The sequence below is a fragment of the Streptomyces hilarionis genome (assembly GCF_024539675.1).
Classification (GTDB): domain Bacteria; phylum Actinomycetota; class Actinomycetes; order Streptomycetales; family Streptomycetaceae; genus Streptomyces; species Streptomyces hilarionis.
This window is the reverse complement of sequence record NZ_JAHHIT010000591.1, coordinates 1-322: the sequence shown is the minus strand read 5'-3', so window position 1 is coordinate 322 and position 322 is coordinate 1. Positions and strand designations below refer to the sequence as shown.

At 51.2% G+C, this 322-nt stretch carries 1 protein-coding gene; it reads right to left on the bottom strand.

Annotated features, from left to right (window positions below):
• Positions 1-33: 33 nt before the first annotated feature.
• Positions 34-322 (bottom strand): VirB4 family type IV secretion/conjugal transfer ATPase (locus KMS84_RS44290; protein ID WP_256921503.1); only part of this gene is annotated, 289 nt, incomplete at its 5' end.

Here is a 322-nt window from a genome sequence, read left to right as displayed (position 1 = left end):
CTGTAGCAAGACCTAGTTTCTTCATACGAGCCATCATTTGATCGCCTTTAAGTTATGGGTGTTGTTGGCCTTGGCCTCTGCCATGAAAACTGGCACCCAGACCTCGGGGTCATTGGTGCCCAGGCGCTCAATGATTGAGTACATCAAGGCCATACCAACATCGTTTGAAGACAGGACCGGGATGAAATCGGACAGGTCTTCTTCAGGGTTATCGGAAGTCAGGTCGAAGCACGCACGAATCGATTCCTGACCGCGACGAATCAAGAACTTGCGGTCCTTTGGATTCAGCTCGCGCAACCACTTCTTTTCTTCCTCCGTCAGG